This window comes from Synechococcus sp. PCC 6716, from assembly GCF_022570815.1.
GTDB classification, from domain to species: domain Bacteria; phylum Cyanobacteriota; class Cyanobacteriia; order Thermosynechococcales; family Thermosynechococcaceae; genus Thermosynechococcus; species Thermosynechococcus lividus.
The window spans coordinates 447,406-465,409 of the sequence record NZ_JAKLTU010000001.1; the positions used below are offsets into that span (position 1 = coordinate 447,406).

Annotated in this window: 14 protein-coding genes, 1 tRNA gene and 1 pseudogene; 7 read left to right on the plus strand and 9 right to left on the minus strand. The window is 53.1% G+C overall.

Annotation, left to right across the window (positions count from 1 at the left end):
- Positions 1-174: 174 nt before the first annotated feature.
- Both L5220_RS02115 and L5220_RS02120 read right to left on the minus strand, forming a co-directional pair.
- Positions 175-256: transfer RNA gene (locus L5220_RS02115), tRNA-Tyr, on the minus strand.
- 400 nt (positions 257-656) lie between these two features.
- Positions 657-1,406: a phycocyanobilin:ferredoxin oxidoreductase gene (locus L5220_RS02120; RefSeq protein ID WP_499571452.1), complete on the minus strand. Its 750-nt coding sequence runs from the start codon at positions 1,404-1,406 to the stop codon at positions 657-659.
- Between the two features lie 41 nt (positions 1,407-1,447).
- Between L5220_RS02120 and shc the strand changes: the two genes are divergently transcribed.
- Positions 1,448-3,370 carry a squalene--hopene cyclase gene (gene shc / locus L5220_RS02125; protein WP_499571298.1) on the plus strand — a complete coding sequence of 641 codons (1,923 nt, stop codon included), beginning with the start codon at positions 1,448-1,450 and terminating at the stop codon, positions 3,368-3,370.
- Here the strand turns inward: shc and L5220_RS02130 are convergent.
- From L5220_RS02130 to L5220_RS02140, 3 genes and pseudogenes are all read right to left on the minus strand, one after another.
- Entirely contained in the window at positions 3,367-4,212 is an 846-nt protein-coding gene (locus L5220_RS02130) for a M48 family metallopeptidase (RefSeq protein ID WP_227517458.1), read from the minus strand. The two genes, shc and L5220_RS02130, sit on opposite strands and share 4 nt — an antisense overlap.
- Before the next feature lie 108 nt (positions 4,213-4,320).
- Positions 4,321-5,310: a cysteine synthase A gene (locus L5220_RS02135; protein WP_099797620.1), complete on the minus strand. Its 990-nt coding sequence runs from the start codon at positions 5,308-5,310 to the stop codon at positions 4,321-4,323.
- 292 nt (positions 5,311-5,602) lie between these two features.
- Positions 5,603-5,728 (minus strand): annotated as a pseudogene (locus L5220_RS02140) (transposase); the annotation flags it as partial.
- Positions 5,729-5,766: 38 nt separating this feature from the next.
- Here L5220_RS02140 and L5220_RS02145 point away from each other — a divergent pair.
- From L5220_RS02145 to L5220_RS02165, 5 genes are read left to right on the plus strand one after another with little or no spacing between them, the layout of a single operon-like run.
- The gene (locus L5220_RS02145) at positions 5,767-6,987 is read left to right on the plus strand and encodes an RNA-guided endonuclease InsQ/TnpB family protein (RefSeq protein ID WP_499571300.1); all 1,221 of its coding nucleotides are present in this window, start codon (positions 5,767-5,769) and stop codon (positions 6,985-6,987) included.
- Between the two features lie 45 nt (positions 6,988-7,032).
- A complete protein-coding gene (gene moeB, locus L5220_RS02150; RefSeq protein ID WP_448515168.1) occupies positions 7,033-8,205 on the plus strand; it encodes a molybdopterin-synthase adenylyltransferase MoeB in 1,173 nt (390 codons plus the stop codon).
- Between the two features lies 1 nt (position 8,206).
- Positions 8,207-8,944, plus strand: a complete 738-nt coding sequence (locus L5220_RS02155) for a lipoate--protein ligase family protein (RefSeq protein ID WP_499571302.1) — start codon at positions 8,207-8,209, stop codon at positions 8,942-8,944.
- 33 nt (positions 8,945-8,977) lie between these two features.
- Positions 8,978-9,484: a hypothetical protein gene (locus tag L5220_RS02160; RefSeq protein ID WP_499571304.1), complete on the plus strand. Its 507-nt coding sequence runs from the start codon at positions 8,978-8,980 to the stop codon at positions 9,482-9,484.
- Between the two features lie 27 nt (positions 9,485-9,511).
- Positions 9,512-10,399, plus strand: coding sequence for a hypothetical protein (locus L5220_RS02165; protein ID WP_448515165.1), 888 nt, complete (start codon positions 9,512-9,514; stop codon positions 10,397-10,399).
- Here L5220_RS02165 and L5220_RS02170 read toward each other — a convergent pair.
- The 4 genes from L5220_RS02170 to rne all read right to left on the minus strand — a co-directional run bounded on the left by L5220_RS02170 (position 10,396) and on the right by rne (position 16,426).
- Positions 10,396-11,160: a hypothetical protein gene (locus tag L5220_RS02170; protein WP_198406074.1), complete on the minus strand. Its 765-nt coding sequence runs from the start codon at positions 11,158-11,160 to the stop codon at positions 10,396-10,398. The genes L5220_RS02165 and L5220_RS02170 overlap by 4 nt on opposite strands.
- Before the next feature lie 45 nt (positions 11,161-11,205).
- Positions 11,206-12,687: a hypothetical protein gene (locus L5220_RS02175; RefSeq protein WP_099797615.1), complete on the minus strand. Its 1,482-nt coding sequence runs from the start codon at positions 12,685-12,687 to the stop codon at positions 11,206-11,208.
- An 800-nt stretch (positions 12,688-13,487) separates the two neighbouring features.
- Positions 13,488-14,372 (minus strand): glutaminase, encoded by an 885-nt coding sequence (locus L5220_RS02180; RefSeq protein WP_499571306.1) that lies wholly within the window; start codon positions 14,370-14,372, stop codon positions 13,488-13,490.
- A gap of 11 nt (positions 14,373-14,383) precedes the next feature.
- Complete coding sequence (gene rne, locus L5220_RS02185; RefSeq protein ID WP_499571308.1) at positions 14,384-16,426, minus strand: ribonuclease E; 2,043 nt, start codon at positions 16,424-16,426, stop codon at positions 14,384-14,386.
- 565 nt (positions 16,427-16,991) lie between these two features.
- Here rne and hpnH point away from each other — a divergent pair.
- The gene (hpnH, locus tag L5220_RS02190; RefSeq protein ID WP_448515160.1) at positions 16,992-18,002 is read left to right on the plus strand and encodes an adenosyl-hopene transferase HpnH; all 1,011 of its coding nucleotides are present in this window, start codon (positions 16,992-16,994) and stop codon (positions 18,000-18,002) included.
- The last annotated feature ends 2 nt before the right edge of the window (positions 18,003-18,004 follow it).

An 18,004-nucleotide genomic window follows, 5' to 3' on the forward strand; every position in this document is an offset into this window, starting at 1 on the left:
GAACTGCGCCGACAGTGGAGATGCGATGGTGCCCTGTAACCATCAATGCTTCGAGACTCCATGCTATTGGTATACATGCTTGATGTCATCACTCTATTCTTGAGCAATTCTTGAGCACTACATGTAGGGGTCTCAAACCTATAGTTATAGGGCCTATGAAGTTTTTTGTCTTGATGGGCCGGGCTGGATTCGAACCAGCGTAGGCGTAGCCAACGGATTTACAGTCCGCCCCCATTAACCACTCGGGCACCGACCCATTCATCGCGATCTTTGAGTATAGCAGAGGGTGTTCGCCAATGGAACCCTAGATTCTAGGTGCCTTGACCACATCAACTGATTGATTACCCTAAAAAACAGTCTTCAATTGGTCAAGGACACGATGCAAAATTTGCCAATTCAGTTCAGACGATGATCGCTGAAAATGGCATTGGCATCACGGATAGAAGCTTTGCACGCTGGCAGTGTCTTGCCCAGATGCGTCTAACTGGAACTGAGTCATCACGAAACAAGGCCGTATCAAATACTAAACGCACCATTCGCTGACAAAGGGTGCAGGTAAACCGCTCACGATAACTGGTTCTGCCATTGTCTTGACCCACAGGTTGATCTTGCCTGCAAGGAAGCGTCAGAGAACCCTTTGACTAGAGCATGGGTGGCTATGGTGCATCAAACAGTACAGTGGTCATATACCGCTCCGCCCAGTCATGACCAAAGGCTTTTTCAAGGACTCGCCGTGTTTTATCGTTTTGCTGTTGTTGCTGGCAATATTGCTGCTGACCGGCAATGACTGGCTGGGGATCGGGAAGGGGGGTGCTCTGTTGGCTTAGCTGGCAGTGAAGCGCTAGATAGTCGCCAATGCGATCTAAAAATTGCTGCTCTTCGCTAGCACCTTGGGGGCGAATAAAAAGGCAAAATGGCGAAAAAATATAGCCCCATAGCGGCAGTTCCCGCGTCTGGCTAAAAGCTATTTTGGGCAGTGCATTCAAGGCAGTAGTGTAGGCAGGGGGTAGCTCCCCAGTCACAGGAGACAGATCAACAATGGCAGCACTAATTTGCCCACGCCCTCCCACTAAGTCACAGCCAAACATGGGCAGATCATAGGTTGGCTGCGGAAACATCACGCAGTGCAAAATATCGAGGGTGTTCCCGACCCGTGCCAATTCTAAATGCAGTTTGCGAAAGGGAGGAGCTTGGTAGCAGTGGTTTTCAATGACGAGGCGCTCTCCCTCCAGTTTGCCTTCAACATAGCCAAGGTCTGCGGGTAACTCGTAAGGAGCAAGCTGCAGGTGAGTCTGCCAAATCTGCTCGATGCGATCGGCCAAGCGTTGAATGAGGGGATGTTGTTGCTGACGGAGAGACATAAGTACTGATCCTAGCTCAACGTCGCACAACTTGCGACAGGGCATCGCCACGGCTAAACTAACCTTCAGTGAACAACCGGAACCCCATGCACACTGAACTTGCTCCTGCCATTGATCAACAGAAGCTCCAACAGGCCATTCGCGCTAGCCAAGACTATTTACTCTCCCAGCAATATCCAGAAGGCTACTGGTGGGCGGAATTGGAGTCAAATGTCACAATGACGGCAGAGGTAATTCTGCTGCACAAAATTTGGGGCACTGAGCAGCGACTTCCTTTAGCTAAAGCCGAGCATTACCTGCGCATTCACCAGCGAGAGCATGGTGGTTGGGAATTGTTCTACAGTGATGGCGGCGACCTCAGCACCAGTGTCGAAGCCTACATGGGGTTACGGCTGCTGGGGGTTCCCGTGGATGATCCTGCCCTAGTCAAAGCCCGACAGTTTATTCTGGCACGGGGCGGCATTACCAAAACCCGTATTTTTACCAAGCTGCATCTTGCCCTCTTGGGGTGCTATGACTGGCGGGGGATCCCYTCACTGCCGCCGTGGATTATGCTCCTGCCTGAGGGCAGCCCGTTCACCATCTATGACATGTCTAGTTGGGCACGAGGGAGTACGGTGCCCTTGCTGATTGTGATGGATCGCAAACCTGTCTATCCGATGCAGCCTGCCCTTAGCCTCGATGAACTGTACGTGGAAGGCCGCGCCAATGCATCCTATGAACTGCCGCGCCAAGGTAACTGGGGGGATGTGTTTATTGGCTTGGATCAGGTGTTCAAGGTCTGCGAAGCATGGAATCTCACCCCTCTGCGGCAGGAAGGGATCAAGGCAGCAGAAAAATGGGTGCTCGAGCGACAAGAGGCCAGCGGTGACTGGGGGGGCATTATTCCGGCGATGCTGAACTCCCTACTGGCGCTGCGGGTTCTGAACTATGCAGTGGATGACCCGATTGTGCAGCGGGGAATGGCGGCGGTTGATCGCTTTGCCATTGAAACAGAGACGGAGTACCGTGTGCAGCCCTGTGTCTCGCCGGTGTGGGATACGGCGCTGGTGATGCGGGCAATGGTGGACTCAGGGATGGCTGCGGATCATCCTGCGTTGGTCAAGGCAGGGGAGTGGTTGCTCTCAAAGCAAATTCTCGACTATGGTGACTGGTGCGTTAAAAATAAAACGGGTCAGCCCGGTGGCTGGGCGTTTGAGTTTGAAAATCGCTTTTACCCAGATGTTGACGATACCGCCGTGGTGGTGATGGCGTTAGAGGCGGTCACACTTCCTGACGAAAAGGTGAAACGACAGGCCATGGAGCGTGCTGCCGCATGGGTGGCTTCAATGCAGTGCCGTCCGGGAGGGTGGGCAGCCTTTGATGTGGACAACGACCAAGATTGGTTGAATGCTATTCCCTACGGTGATCTCAAGGCGATGATTGATCCGAATACGGCGGATGTAACGGCACGTGTGCTGGAAATGGTGGGGCGATGCGCTCTTTCGTTTGACAGTACGGCAGTAGATCGCGCCTTGGCTTACCTGCGCAATGAGCAGGAACCGGAAGGCTGCTGGTTTGGCCGTTGGGGGGTGAATTATATCTATGGCACCAGTGGGGTGCTCTCCGCGTTAGCTCTGGTTGCTCCCCGCTACGATCGCTGGCGAATTCGCCGCGCGGCGGAATGGTTAGTGCAGTGCCAAAATAGGGATGGTGGCTGGGGGGAAACCTGCTGGAGCTACAATGATCCCTCGTTGAAAGGCAAAGGGGATAGTACGCCTTCGCAAACGGCGTGGGCGCTCATTGGCCTGCTAGCGGCGGCTCAGGCGACGGGGGAAGCTGCAACAGCGGCAATTGAGCGTGGGGTAACCTACCTCCTAGAAACCCAGCGTAGTGATGGCACATGGAATGAGGATTATTTTACGGGGACGGGGTTTCCTTGCCATTTTTACCTGAAGTACCACTACTACCAACAGCATTTTCCCTTGACTGCTTTAGGTCGCTATGCGCGGTGGCGAGAGCAAGCCTAGTTGCTAAACGAACGCAGGGTTTGCTGATAGGCAATGGTATCGGTACCACACATCGGCTGCGGGGTATGCAAGCACGCATTCCCTAAACCAGACCGAATTAAGTTCTCGGCAATGGCTAGGCGATCGCCCGGGGCAGGGTGAGTGCTCAAAATGGTTGGTGGGGTTCCCCCCTGCTGTCGTAACTTTTGCAGGAAGGTGACCATTCCCCGCGGATCATAATTACTGCGGGTCAACAGGTTGAGACCATAGCGATCGGCGTCTAATTCCTGCTCACGGCTACGGGGACGGCGGAAGGCCAGTTCCATCGCCAGTTGAATGCCGCGATCGCGATCCAAACCAGCGGCGGTCATCAGTCCTTGGGCAATAGCGGTCTGCTGTAGCTGCCGGATCACATGGCGCTGGTCAATGTGGCCAATTTCGTGGGCAATCACACTGGCTAGCTCGGCCTCGTTTTCAGCCCGCAGCATCAGCCCGGTGGTGACATACACAAACCCGCCCATGGTTGCGTAGGCATTCACTTGTCGGTCTTGAATGATCTGAAACTGATAAGGCAAACCGCGGCGATCGCCTACACTCACCAATCGTTGGCCAATGCTGTTAATGTAATCCTGAGCTGCCCGATTGCGAACGATACGCATTCCTTGCCGCAGCATTTGGTCATTAATCTGTTGCCCAAGCGCCACCTCCTGTCGCGGTGAAATATTGGACAGTTGGAGAACTTGGACTCCCTGTAGCAGGAGGCGCTGCCAAAGGTTTTGAGCCTGTACCATGCCGGGGTGCAGGACAATGGCTAGCCCACACACCACACTCATTAACAGCAGGAACCAGCGTCTTTGTTTCACGGCAAATTTGATCCTTGACAGCACACAAGCAGTGCAAAAATCCACACCCACGCCTAGGGGCTACTTGCCCTCCTGTGACCGGTAGCCCTAGCGTCTTGTTCCCAGTCCTTAAGGTTTCTTAATCTCAGGAACCGTGAGTCCCTTACTGGCTAGCCACTCCGGGTTAAAGAGGCGAGACTGATAGCGGGAGCCACCGTCGCATAGTACTGTGACAATAGTGTGATTGGGGCCAAGTTCTTTGGCCAAGCGTAGGGCTGCACCGACATTGATGCCCACTGACCCACCCATAAACAGGCCATCGTAATGCAGCAATTGATAGATCACCTCCAGGCACTCTTGATCAGTAATTTGGATGGCATCATCAATGGGTGCGCCCGCTAAATTGGCGGTAATGCGGCTATTGCCAATCCCTTCCGTGATTGAGTTGCCGCTGCTGCTAAGGATTCCCGTTTTGGCATAGCTATAGATGGCACTGCCCATCGGATCTGCCACCACCGTACGAATAGCCGGATTTTTTTCCTTCAGGTATAGTGCCACGCCAGCATAGGTGCCACCCGTTCCCGTTGCTGCAACCCATGCATCCACTTGGCCATCCGTTTGCTGCCAAATTTCCGCACCAGTCGTCTCATAGTGGGCTTGGCGGTTCGCAAGGTTATCAAACTGGTTTGCCCAGATGGCATTCTCCATTTCCGCCGCAATCCGCCCCGAGAGCTTGACGTAATTATTGGGATCTTTGTAGGGAACGGCGGGCACGGTTCGCACCTCGGCACCTAGGGTGCGCAGCAGGTCGATTTTCTCTTGGGATTGGGTGTTGGGGATAACAATTAGGCACTTGTAGCCCTTGGCATTGCAGATGTGGGCTAAGCCAATTCCCGTGTTCCCAGCCGTCCCTTCAACAACCGTGCCACCGGGTTTGAGTAGTCCTTTTTTTTCGGCATCTTCGATAATGTAGAGCGCAGCCCGGTCTTTAACGGAGCCACCGGGGTTGAGAAACTCAGCTTTGCCTAAAATGTTACAACCTGTCAGGTCACTAAAGTAGTTGAGGCGAATGAGGGGCGTTTGACCAATAGTACCCACAAATCCCTGTTTAATATCCATGCCGAGAGCGTATAGTGTTGACTCAATAGTCCTATGTTGGCATATTCCTCTGCCCTAACAGATGGGGATTCTGCACCAGTCCTCTAAACCCTTCAACCACCCCCATCGGCGAAGCAGTACACTGCATATTGGTAAGGGCGAGGGATTTGGATGAACGGCTCGCGACACTCATCTTCGTTGAGACCACTTGCAAGTTAGAGCGTTGCGAGGGGACTCTCTGAGTACAATGGAGAGACTAACCCCTCACCTTTGCTGATCAGGTTAGCTACAACCCGCCGAGAAGCCCCGCTCTCTATGCGCCAGCATGAGAGTCGGGATGAAAGGCGGGAGTATTTTGGTTTTCAATATACTGGCGCAAAATCGAGACAGTAACCCCACCACATGAAGTAATGAAATAAGATTCATTCCATTTTACATGTACTATAGTCAGTGTAGCGTTTCTTTGATACACTTACGATGAGAATCGCCTATCAGTATCGCTTGCGTCCAACTGCTAGCCAAATCACCTTGATGAATGAATGGCTAGAGTTGTTGCGTAAGCAGTACAACTACCGTTTGGCAGAACGGATTGACTGGTGGGAGCGAAACCGTTGCCCCATCAATGCTTGCCCCTTAATCTGTCATTTGCCTGAGTTAAAAGAGAGGCCTAGCTTCTACTCACAAAAACGGGATTTGGTGAATACCAAAGCACTATTTCCTGTGTACAAAGCGATTCATTCGCAAGTGCTCCAAAACTGCGTGGAGCGTGTGCAAAAAGCATTTAACCGATGGCTTGACGGCGATTGTAACGGCAAAAGAGCAGGCAGACCGAGATTTAAGGGAGTTGGGCGGTATCGCTCCTTTACCTTCCCCCAGATGACGCAGGATTGTCTTCAAGGGATGTTCATCCACCTGCCTAAAATCGGTATGGTAAAACTGATTCTGCACCGTCCACTACCAGATGGCTTCAAAATCAAGACTGCTACTATCACCCGTAAAGTAGATGGATGGTATGTAGCATTAAGTCTTGAGGATGCGTCTGTTCCAGTGTTAACACCTGATATACCGACGCTAGACAACACGATTGGTATTGATATGGGATTAAAGGCGTTTTTGGTAGATGATTTGGGTGGAGAGGTTGCCATTCCTAAACATTATCGGAGGACAGAAAAGCGACTAAAGCGGTTACAGCGTTCACTGTCTCGTAAACAGAAAGGATCAAACCGCCGTCAGCAAGCAGTTAAACGAGTAGCAAAAGCGCATCTAAAAGTAGCTAATCAGCGCAAAGATTTCCATTACAAAACAGCTAACAGTCTTTTATCTAGGGGAAAACACATTGCCTATGAGCGATTAAACATTAAAGGGATCGCCAGAACAAGGCTTGCAAAATCTACGTATGATGCCGGATGGGGTCAATTCCTGCACATACTGTCGGTCAAGGCTGAAAGGGCTGGGCTGATGACGATTGCAGTGAATCCAAACGGCACACGTCAAAATTGCTCTCGGTGCGATCATAAAGTACCAAAAGCGATCCATGACAGATGGCACGCTTGCCCACACTGTGGGCTGGAGCTAAGTCGGGATCAAAATGCGGCTATAAACATCAAAAACAGAGCGGTGGGGCATCCCGTTCTTAAAGCTCAGGAAATGTCCTTAACAGGAGTCACTGAGAAGCCCGCACTCTATGCGCTAGCATGAGTGCGGGAGTATGTCACATCAGCTTGACCTTACTGCATTCTCACCATGCTAAATCCTGATCTTGCAACGATTGAACTAACTAAAGATGACTATGAGCGCTATTCGCGCCATTTGATCTTGCCGGAAGTGGGCGTTGAGGGACAAAAACGCCTCAAGGCCGCTAGCGTACTCTGCATTGGTACCGGTGGGCTGGGGTCCCCCTTGCTGCTATACCTTGCAGCCGCAGGCATTGGCCGCTTGGGCATTGTGGACTTTGATGTTGTCGATAGCTCTAACCTACAACGGCAAATCATCCATGGCACGTCTTGGGTGGGCAAGCCGAAAATTCAGTCGGCCAAGCAGCGCATCCTTGAGATTAATCCCTACTGCCAAGTGGATCTCTACGAAACCCGTCTGAGTGCCGCTAACGCCCTCGATATTGCCGCAAGCTACGACATTGTGGTGGATGGCACAGATAATTTCCCAACTCGCTACTTGGTGAATGATGCCTGTGTACTGCTCAACAAGCCCAATGTCTATGGTTCTATTTTCCGCTTTGAAGGCCAAGCCACCGTGTTTAACTACGAAGGTGGTCCTAACTATCGCGATCTCTATCCTGAACCGCCACCCCCGGGATTGGTTCCCTCCTGTGCAGAGGGGGGCGTTCTGGGTATTTTGCCGGGCATTATTGGCGTGATTCAGGCCACAGAAACCATCAAAATTATTCTTGGTAAGGGCACTACCCTCAGTGGTCGGCTGCTGTTGTTTAACGCTCTTGAGATGACGTTTCGCGAGCTAAAACTGCGCCCCAATCCAGAGCGCCCTGTCATCGACAAGCTCATTGACTATGAAGAATTTTGCGGTATTCGACAAGCCCAAGCCCAGGAGGCAGCGCAAATGGCAGACATTCCAGAAATGACGGTTCAGGAACTCAAACACCTCCTAGATAGCGGTGCGACGGACTATGTTCTGGTGGATGTCCGCAATCCGAACGAGTACGAGATTGCCAAAATCCCGGGTTCAGTTTTGGTTCCCCTCTCAGAGATTGAAAACGGCACTGGGATCGAAACAGTCCGTCAACTGGTGAATGGGCATCGTCTTCTTGTGCACTGCAAGATGGGGGGACGCTCGGCCAAGGCACTGGCAATCTTGAAGCAAGCGGGCATTGAGGGGATTAACATCAAGGGGGGGATTAACGCTTGGAGCCAAGAGGTCGATCCCACCGTTCCTACTTACTAGGATGCCCTTGCAAGGGGTTCTGAACTGGCGCTACATTCCAGCGATCGCCACCACGGGTGCCTTACAAATGGCCATCGATACGTGGTTGTGGCACCACAGCGATCGCCCCTGCCTGCGCTTTTATACATGGGAACCCGCTGCCATTTCCTTGGGGTATCATCAGCGGCAGTTCCCAGCATCTTGGCGCTCTTTGGGGTGGCAAGGGCAACCCCTCTCGCTAGTGCGGCGACCCACCGGTGGGCGGGCGGTGCTTCACCAAGGGGATCTGACCTACAGTATTGTGGTGTGGGGGCTAGGGCGATCGCGCCATCACCTCTATAGGCAACTCTGCCAGTTTCTCCTCAAGGGCTGGGAAGCGTTAGGGTATTCCCTAGCGTTTGGCCATGCAGCCCTCAGTGCCTACGGAGAACAACCCGTCAACTGTTTTGCCACCGCCACCGCCGCAGATATTACCCTGCTCAGTGGTGAGAAGATCATCGGCAGTGCTCAGGGCTGGCGAGGCGATCGCGTCCTCCAGCACGGCTCTATTCTCCTGCAACCCAACCGTGATCTTTGGCAGCAGGTCTTTGGCTGCGCACCCCATTCATTGGCCTTACCGCCACCGGAGCGGGTACAAGACGCTCTCCTGAGCGCCTTTGCCGAGCAGTGGCACGTCACCTTAACCCCCGAACCGCTCACCCACGCAGAATGGCAAGACGTTAAGAGAATTGCAACATTGGTCGCAGGCCAAACCCTCTAAGCTAGAATCAGCGTGTTGGAATAGGGAACAATAATGCCGTTCACCCGCTGGTTCACCGCCCTACTGCTAGCCCTCACCTTAGTGGTGACTGGTTGTGCCGCTACACCCCCGTCACCCTACGAACAGGTTCAGCAGGAGAGCACCCAGCGCAATGCTCCGGCAGCAGTGGCTCGCGAGGCCACCCAAGGTAGTGAATTTAACCGCTTCTTTCCCCCAGAGGGTGATGGCTACGAGCGAATTTACGTGCAAGAGAAAAAAGGGTTTGCGGAAGCAAAACTCAAAAAAGATGGCAAAGACCTTGCCATGCTAGCGATTTCAGACACCATTAGTCTGCCGGACGCCGCCGCCAAATTCCAAAACAGCACCACTACCATTGCGGGTTACCCTGCCCTCGAAATTGGTACCACTCAAACCGCCATTCTGGTGGCCAATCGGTATCAGGTGAAAGTGCTCTCCCGCGATCCAAGCTTTAGCGCCAGCGATCGCCGCGCTTGGATTGAAAAGTTTGACCTAGCTGGTTTGGCGCAACTAGCGCAGTAACCTATCCCCCAGTCATAAGGAGATTCCGTGAGCGAGGCCATCTTCAAAGTTGTTGACCAACTTCCCAGCGGCGGCATTACGGTGATGTCGCTAAAAGCCCTAGATTTCGTCATCCCCGGGCAGTGGCAGAATATTGTTGGCTTTGATAACACCATCCGCCATGTGACGGGAGAAACCGATCCAGCCTTGGTGCGACAAATTGGCGAGCGCGCTGTACGGCTGTTTAACGATCGGTCACAGGGGTATCAGCGGGCACTGTGGCTGTACCAAACCGTGGATAATACCGACGCACTCCTAGGTGCCGCCGCCTTAGCGAACAAGGTCGGTGAAAAAATCTCCTTCCTTGGCTTTCTCGACAAAATCACCCCAAAACCCGAGCGGGCACAAGCCATTGATCTGAGCATTAAACTGATTGTTGAGATCCTTGCCTTCTGCCAAATCAACGGGATTCCGGGGGACAGCCTCAGTGACTTCCTCCGCGCCCTCGGGGACTATGGTGGCGAATCCTTAATGCGTATGGCGGCACTGATCTGCTTCGATGGCTTAATTCCCTTAGGCCCCGACTTTTTGTTGAAATGTCTCAACACGCTCCACAGTCTGCAACCCAACGACCTGCAAGAAAATCCAACCTTCAAGGCCATTAGTAGCGTTGTCCCCGGCGGCAGCCCTGCGGGTCAGTTGGGCTTTATTCTCCAAAGCGTTGGCGCGGTGCAAGGTTGGATGAGTCAGTTTGTGGCCTCGCGGGATCTAACGCCCGAAAAGGTGGTGAACAGTTTACAGAACTTTATTGAACTCTCGAAGGAGAACCTTGATTACTTAGGGGCATTCCTCGACATGACCACGAATTATTACTACCACACAGGGGTTCAGACCTTAGCACGCCGCTTAATTGAGCGAGCAGTCGCTGAGATCTAGTCCCGCGATAAGGGAGTTTCCGAGGCCGGAGTGCCATAGCCCTGCTGAAGCGCTTGCAAAAGACGCTGTACCGCTGCTTGATCGATGCTGGAGCGCTCCAGAGGAGGCTCGCTCTCAAGGGTTTGTAGTAAGGCGGCCAACTCTGGAATGTTGTGCAACGGCTCGCCATAGGTATTGCCCTTGGTGGGGGCAGCTTTGGGGGGGGCTTCCGGCAGCGGAGTCAGGAAGCTAATTTGCTCCGCAAGATAGTAAATGGGTTGCAGTTGCTCTAGGGGAAAGGTACCGAAGCCTTGGGCATTTGCAGGGAACTGTTGCCAATGATTGACGAGGGTTTGGCGATCGCTAAAGCCGAGAATTCGTGCCCAGCGGCGATCGCGATCCAAGGCAACAGCAACCGCAATATCAGCATTCACCACCCCTAAGAAGGTGGGGCAGTGGATTTCTAGCGCCTTACCTTGCTCTACAGGATAAAGAGCCAGTTGCACCCCTTCCAAATTCAGATCCGCAATATCGAGTAAATCTAAAACATCTGGACGCTCACACCATGTTGTACTAAGGGTAAGTTGTGGAGGCACATCCTCCCAGTCGTCTGCCTTACTCAGCACCCCTTCATGTTCCCACCAGTCAATAAACGTATAGAGAGCTACAAGATAGGGCAGTACCTGTTGCTGGCGGCTTGGGCGGCACTCCTTGAGGACGGCGTGGGCGGCATCTAATGTCAGGGAACGAATGGGAACAACCGGTGCCAAGAAAGAAGTCATAGCAGTTATTATCCAAACCAAGTACGAGAAACTGAGCCAAACCGCCTAGGGAAGATAGTAAATGCCGTTACGATCGCACCACTGGGCGAGTTTGGTTTCTATTTGGTCATCAATTTGCTTCGCAGTGCAGGTACCACGGGCATATTCGGGGTGAATCTCCCGTCGAGTTTGCCGCCGTTGATGGGGACTGGGAATTGATTGGGTGTCATACCAGCGTTTCATCCACTCAGGAATCTGCGGATCTTGAAAGAATTTACGGTAGAGCCAGAGGCGATATTCACGACCCAGACAACGGGAAATTGTTGGTTGGCTCACAAAGAGTTCGCGGGCAATTTCCGCTTGGGTGCGGCGCCGCTCACACCAGTCCCGTACCCATGTGGGGGTTTGGGGATCATTGAGAAAGTCCACCATACATTCAATACCTTGGCCACTGTTACTGGGTAGGGAGCGGGCATCAGGATAGTTATCAATCCATTCTTGGTTGCTATCGGTGGAGCAAATATTCAAGGAGCGGGTGGACTGGACGTAACGCCCCAAAATGCGCCGCACCTGCTGATGGACATCGCGGGTATATTCAATGCTCCAACCGAGTAGTTGGGCAATGTGCTGCCGCAGGCGAGCGGTGGAGGCGCGGATGCGCGGATCGGTAATTTCCGTTTGCACAATCGTGATCAGGCTGATGCAGGCCTTGGGGTCAATCTCCCGCTGAATCTCTGGCGGCGATGCGCTGTAGCGATCCTGAAAGACTTGCAGGGCGCGGCTTTCGTAAAATAGCAGTTCATCCGCTTCCCGTTTCAGCAGTTTTCGTTTTTCGTCCGCCAGCTTATTGCTGACAACGGTGCGAACCCATGCTTCAAAGGTGGGTCGGCCATGGCCGCTGGCACTAAAGGGCTTCAGCGGGTCAAAGGATTTCATAGCTTCCCATAGCCATCCTATAAGATTACTTTGACAGTGATCGGGGTCAGCACTGCCAAGGCAAACGGTGCGCAGCAGATCCCGATACTCTTGGCGAAATTGGGGGGTCAGCAGAACGCTGGCTCCCAGCTCTTGGCGCAAGCATTGAATAAAAAAGGCGAGAAAACACTCTGCTTCTGTGAGGGTTGGGGGTGGGGTGCGCTGCATCAGCGCTGGCCGACTAAACGCTAGCACCAGTTGTTTGAGTGGGCCGTTATAGTGTCCCCGATTGAGACGATTGTACTCATCCTGAATCACTGTAGCGGGAATTTGCAGCAGCCGCAGGACGGTTTTGTGGAGCGATTGCTGTTGCAGTTGAGTGCGGCTCACACCGTCCAAACAGCGGGGAAATAAGCGAAAATAGGCTTCAACGAGGCGTTGGAGGTAGCCCCCCCGTTGCTGGCTGTCGCCATTGGGATCGATACTGCGCTCTAAAATGGCTCGCAGGGCTTGACACAGAGGCTTGACAACCGTTGGCGATCGCTCCCCGGCCAGATAGCGGGCACGAGCGGCCTGTAATAACTGGGGGAGTTGTTCCACCTCAAGGTCAGGACTGCGGGTCGAGGGACTCATCCGAATAGGCAACGCTAAAATTGTTACTCAACATAGTAGCGGTTTTTGCCAAACTCCTTCGGTGCTGCCCGTGCCCAGAGGTACTGTGAGGTCGGTAAACTGGTCGGGGTTAGGGGGTTGCATGTCCTAGCCTCGTTAGTGTGATGAGAGTGATGTCCGACAATACATTTGCAAAAGGGAACAACGTTTGTAGGTCGATTATCTATCGATCTCACAGCATTTTGCAACGGCAGTCAGCACCGCATCAAGTGTTTCAGCCTGCTGCGGCAACACCTCCAGTTTGCAAGATACGGTAAAAATTTGAGACATTTTTCAAGCTGTGAGGTTCACTGCGACGACTATACGCTATTGGCGGCTTTTCGGGGTGTCGTAGATAAAGCCCACCGAAGGTGTACCCCTCAGCCACCGCTCCTATCCCTCCGCGGCTTGTCGAAGCGCGGGGATTCTCGGAGGTTTTGTTGAAAGTGTACGTCGCGATCTGAATAACAGGTTGGGTATCCCTGCTACATGGGAGATAGATGAGTATAGTCCTGCCAATAATCCATTCACAAACCGAGATCAAACGGTGGTAGTGCTAAACAAGTAAGGATGGGTTGTAGTGGTGAACCAAGTACCAAATTGCCCCGACATGGTTCTCTACCTTTTTAGCAAAACCCACAAGAATCCTCCGCTTCAAATCGTTGATGGAAGCGTGAGATAATTGCGGCAACAGCTTTTAGTCCAATCCAAACAGCCTTGCATGGAAGGCGACTGAGCGAATTGTAATTGTTGATTCAATAGCGGTAGTTCACTGGGTTTACCTAGCTCAAGGGACTGAGGCTGAGGTGGCGACTGATACACTGGAGGAGGTGCAGCCCCAAGACAGAGTTACCACTGGCATCAAGGGGAGGGCTATAGCAGGCGATCGCCCCCTGTTGAGGTACCACTGCTAGGACAAGGCCACTCACTCCAGATTTCATGGGCAAGCCAATGTCAAGGGCATAGCGGGGCGAATCCTCGTAGAGGCCACACATGAGCATCAGGGTATTCACTATGTGGCGATGGCGATCGCGAATTGCAGGATGGGGGCACGCCAGAAGCAGTCCCAAGCGGGCAACATCGTGAATGGTCCCTTGAAGGCAGCAGATCTGGTTATAGCTGTCTAAGGCGGCTATTGCATCTGTGATGCTACCCGCCTCTGCCAAGTAGTAGCTCAAACTGCGATTGTGCCAGTTAGGATGGCGATAGACCGCTGCAAGCACAACCGGATCAACCGTCAAGGCTGTCCCCGCACACTGATTCAGCCACTCTTGAAATGCAGCCACGCCACCGGCTTGACTCAAACGGCTGGCCAAGGCGATCGCTCCACTGTTGATCATCGGATTTCGGGGCCACCCCTGATCCAAGCTTAATTGCAAGACAGAGTTGTACGGGTACTCGGAGGGACGCTGCCCAACCCACTCCCACACCTGCTGATCCCAATGCGTGAGGGCATAGAGCAACAAAAACGGCTTCACCACACTCATTAAGGGAAACGATAATGCCCCATCGCCCACAGTTAATGCATAGTCATGGGTCAACACCTCAAAGGCAAAGGCATCGGCTGCAACCTTGGGGAGTCGTTGCAGCGGGGTGCCGTCTAAGGGAACCCGACCCACCCACTCATAAATCTGCTCAGATTGTAGCTGCCGCAGGCGTTCCACCATGCTGGCTGTCTCTAGGTTTCCGGATTAGGGGAGTCACTACTGCTGGTGACGCGCCGCCGTCGCCGTCGTCCTGCCGATACGGTTGGCTCCGCGGGGAGTGAACTCTCCGTAGGGGCTGCTTGCGGAACCTCTACGACCTGCTCTATTTCAGTTGGTGGCACGGTCGCAACGATCGGCTCAAGGGGGATGGGCGGCAACTCCCCACTGCTATCACTGCTATCTAAGGGGGTCTCACCTTCAAGGGGATCCTCTGGCAATGGATCCCCAAGGGGGCGCGTCACTTTCTCTGGTAAGGGCAGCGGCTCTTGACCCGGGCTAGCCACCATCACAATGGCTGAGCGCGGATTTTTAACCTCCTCGCTGTGCAAAACTAAGGGTGAAATACCGATTTCTGCATAGATAGCTTGCTCTTGATCCGTCATCGTGACTGTGACCACCTCTGGCGGCTCCGAACGACTGGGGCGCGGTGGACGAGCCGACCGGGTTTCGGGACTGAGCTTGACCACAGGGCTGGCAACCTCAACCACTGTGGGGGTTGTAATCACCTTGCGACCATTGCTACTCTCACTACTGCGGCTGTCGCTGTTGCGGCGCAGCGGACGACTATTACTGCCACTAGAACCGCGGGGGGAGCGCGAGGTGGATCGCCGTGCTCCGCCTACCTCTTGGTAGTCGGGATGATTGAGAAACTGCGTCTCTGTGGTGGTACCACTTGAGGTGAAGCCGTTGGGTTCGCTGCGGTTATCGATGCTACGGCGGGGGTCTGCCGGTCGTGGCAGGGGCGATCGCTCCACACTTTCTCCGGGGCTATCGTCCGGCTCCCCGGGTAAATGCACTAAATGCCCTAAGCCTCCACAGGCTGCACAGGGACGGCCAAACAGTTCATAGATATTTTGCCCTTGCCGTTTCCGCGTCAGCTCGACCAGTCCCAGTTCTGAAAGCTGGGCAATTTGGGGACGGGCTTTATCGGCTCGCAGTGCTTTACTAAAGTGCTCAAGCAACTGAAGTTGATCACGGCGGGAGTCCATGTCAATAAAGTCAACAATAATCACCCCTGCAATATTGCGCAGTCGCAGTTGCCGGGCAATTTCCGTTGCTGCTTCGCAGTTGGTCCACAGCACTGTTTCGCGTGAGGTCGCCGAACTGGTAAAGGAGCCAGAGTTAACATCAATGACCGTTAGGGCTTCTGTGGGTTCAATGATAATGTAGCCCCCTGAGGGTAAATCGACCCGTGGCTTCAGGGCTTCACGAATTGCAGCATTGACCCGGAAATAATCGAGAATGGGAATGGCCTCTTGGTGATGGTCAATGAGCACACCCACGGGCGGTTTATTACTGTTCCAGTTCATTAGGTGCTGCTTCACGCGCTTCACCCCACCGGCGGTATCCACCACAATACGGTTCACATCACTGCTATAGACATCCCGCAGCACCCGCTGAATAAAATCGTCATCTCGCCCTAGCAGCAGGGGAGGACGACTAGATGCGGCTTGCTGTTGAATGGTTTCCCACTGCCGTTGCAATAGCTCTAGGTCTTCGAGAATGGCCTCTTCGCTCATGCCCTCTGCTTCAGTGCGCACAAGTAGCCCCATCCCCGCTGGCTTCACCAAAATACCGAGGGCGCGCAGCCGGTGCCGTTCCGCTTCGTTGGCAATGCGCCGCGACAGGTTCACCCCTCGCCCGTAGGGCATGAGCACCAGATAGCGACCGGGCAGGGAAATGTTCCCCGTCAGCCGTGGCCCCTTGTTGCCAGTGGGTTCTTTCATCACTTGCACCAGCACCTTTTGTTGGGGGCTGAGCAGTTCGGTAATTGCCCCAGCGGTACGCTTTAACCGCAGCGGTCCAAGGTCAGTGACATGGATAAAGCCATTGCGGGCGGTGTCACCCAAATTGACGAAGGCAGCATCAATACCGGGAAGCACATTTTCAACCACACCGAGGTAAATATCTCCCACCTGATGGCTGCCGGTGGCTACAATGAGCTCTTGAATTTGATCTTCGGCAAAAACTGCCGCCAGCCGATGCTGCTCGGCAATAATAATTTGCTTAGGCATTCATTATCCTTGGATAGTTTAACGCAACAAACGTAAGCATGAATTGGCTAAAAAGCTAACGGCTAGATCTAAGCCATCGCTGCCCCCCCGCAAACAGTGGAGACGACAGCACGTATGGCTAGAGGTAAGGTTGGTGTCAGAGTTGCTGTAGAGGTCAGTTGGCAACGAACGCTAGAATGCAAAGTTGGTGATACCTGAAGACTCTGCACAGGTTGCAGGTAGTAAAGATGCCACCGAAGGCCAACTGGGATGAGATGGGAGTACTTAACTTTTTGTCTCTTGGGCTATTAAAGTTAAGTATTAGAGTCATTTTTCTACAGTTACTCTAATGGTCTCTGATTATACGCACCTCTGTCAATATTGACTAGGGGTCTTTAGAAAAAACTTTCTTGCCCCTTGGAGCTGGTGGCGATCGCTACCCACCCCTACCTCTCGTGTGTGACACTTTGGAAACTTGATAGGACACTTTAGCGATCGCCTGTAAAGCTGCTACAACTATAAGCATCTATAAACATCTGTTAAGAGTTTTAGATGGAGTCATTAGCCCCATTGAGGAGATTAACGCATGGGAGTCCACATCAAGCAAGCAGTGGAAGTCGCCACCTACATTATCTCACAACGCCTCCAAGGGAAAAAACGCTTTCCGCTCACCTTGATGCTTGAGCCTCTCTTCCGTTGTAACCTTGCCTGTTCCGGTTGCGGCAAAATTCAGCATCCTCTAGACATTTTGCGGAAATACCTCACCCCGGAAGAGTGCTTTCGGGCGGTTGAAGAGTGTGGCGCGCCCATTGTGGCCATTCCCGGCGGCGAACCCCTACTGCACCCGCAAATTGATGAAATTGTCAGTGGCCTAGTGGCACGGCGCAAGTTTGTTTATCTGTGTACCAATGGTATTTTACTGGAGGAGAACCTCCACAAATTTAAGCCCTCCCCCTACTTTAGCTTCAGCGTTCACTTAGATGGCTTACGGGAGTGGCACGACAAGTGTGTGGATCGCAAGGGAGTTTTCGATATTGCGGTCAAGGCCATTAAGGCAGCCAAGGCAAAAGGCTTTCGCGTCACCACGAACACGACAATTTTTGAGGGCGCGAATGTGGCAGACATGCAAGCCTTCTTTGACTTTATTAGCTCCCTTGGTGTGGATGGGATGATGATTTCTCCGGGGTATGCCTACGAGTGGGCACCGGATCAAGAGCATTTCCTGAAGCGAGAGCAAACCCGTGCCCTTTTCCGCGAGATTCTGGCACCCTACCGTGCGGGCAAGAAGAACTGGAACTTCAACCATAATCCCCTGTTCCTCGACTTTCTTGTTGGCGAGAAAGATTATGAGTGTACTCCATGGGGGATGCCGAGCTACAGTGTGCTAGGCTGGCAGAAGCCTTGCTACTTACTGAACGAAGGTCATTATCAAACGTGGCAAGAACTCCTAGACAATACGAACTGGGAGAACTATGGCCACAAGAGTGGTAATCCCAAGTGCCGCGATTGTATGGTGCACTGTGGTTATGAACCCACTGCGGCTATGGATGCCTTTAACCCCGGCAATATGGTGAAGGCGGCGGCCAGTCTATTTTAAGC

Coding starts and splice junctions, on each gene's coding strand:
- L5220_RS02120 (WP_499571452.1), bottom strand. CDS start 1,406: ATGCCCTGTCGCAAGTTGTGCGACGTTGAGCTAGGATCAGTACTTATG.
- L5220_RS02135 (WP_099797620.1), bottom strand. CDS start 5,310: ATGGATATTAAACAGGGATTTGTGGGTACTATTGGTCAAACGCCCCTC.
- L5220_RS02145 (WP_499571300.1), top strand. CDS start 5,767: ATGAGAATCGCCTATCAGTATCGCTTGCGTCCAACTGCTAGCCAAATC.
- moeB (WP_448515168.1), top strand. CDS start 7,033: ATGCTAAATCCTGATCTTGCAACGATTGAACTAACTAAAGATGACTAT.
- L5220_RS02155 (WP_499571302.1), top strand. CDS start 8,207: ATGCCCTTGCAAGGGGTTCTGAACTGGCGCTACATTCCAGCGATCGCC.
- L5220_RS02160 (WP_499571304.1), top strand. CDS start 8,978: ATGCCGTTCACCCGCTGGTTCACCGCCCTACTGCTAGCCCTCACCTTA.
- L5220_RS02170 (WP_198406074.1), bottom strand. CDS start 11,160: ATGACTTCTTTCTTGGCACCGGTTGTTCCCATTCGTTCCCTGACATTA.
- L5220_RS02175 (WP_099797615.1), bottom strand. CDS start 12,687: ATGAGTCCCTCGACCCGCAGTCCTGACCTTGAGGTGGAACAACTCCCC.
- L5220_RS02180 (WP_499571306.1), bottom strand. CDS start 14,372: ATGGTGGAACGCCTGCGGCAGCTACAATCTGAGCAGATTTATGAGTGG.
- rne (WP_499571308.1), bottom strand. CDS start 16,426: ATGCCTAAGCAAATTATTATTGCCGAGCAGCATCGGCTGGCGGCAGTT.
- hpnH (WP_448515160.1), top strand. CDS start 16,992: ATGGGAGTCCACATCAAGCAAGCAGTGGAAGTCGCCACCTACATTATC.